At 45.1% G+C, this 559-nt stretch carries 1 rRNA gene; it reads right to left on the bottom strand.

Annotation, left to right across the window (positions count from 1 at the left end):
- Positions 1-559 (bottom strand): 23S ribosomal RNA (locus IE038_RS25740); the annotation flags it as partial.

Here is a 559-nt window from a genome sequence, read left to right on the forward strand (position 1 = left end):
AAGGATACGGCGATCACCGAGAACTACACAATTTCCCTATAAAAACTCCTTCTCACCACGGTTCCGGCGGGATCCCTTAACCAAGCCACTACTTATAAGTCGCCGGCTCATTCTTCAACAGGCACGCGGTCAGCTCCTACTTGATTCGGTTTCTGTCAAACAAAACAATTTTCTGCATTTCATGTTCGTTGTTTTTGCCAAACAAGTGCATTCATTTTATTATCTTTAAAATGTTGTTTCTGTCATAATAAGGAATCAAAGCAGGTCGACTCCTCCCACTGCTTGAAAGCGTTACGGTTTCATATTCTATTTCAATCCCCGCTGGGGGTTCTTTTCACCTTTCCCTCACGGTACTATTTCGCTATCGGTCACTCAGGAGTATTTAGCCTTGCAAGGTGGTCCTTGCTGATTCACAAGGGATTCCACGTGCCCCATGCTACTCGGGTTAGAGCGTAAACTGTCACGATGCTTTCGACTACTGGACTTTCACCATCTAGGGTGCTGTATTCCACTATTTCAAATACACTTCGCCTAGCAGCATGACGCTTAGATTGCTCTC

Source organism: Pseudomonas laurentiana (assembly GCF_014648275.1).
GTDB classification, from domain to species: Bacteria; Pseudomonadota; Gammaproteobacteria; order Pseudomonadales; family Pseudomonadaceae; genus Aquipseudomonas; species Aquipseudomonas laurentiana.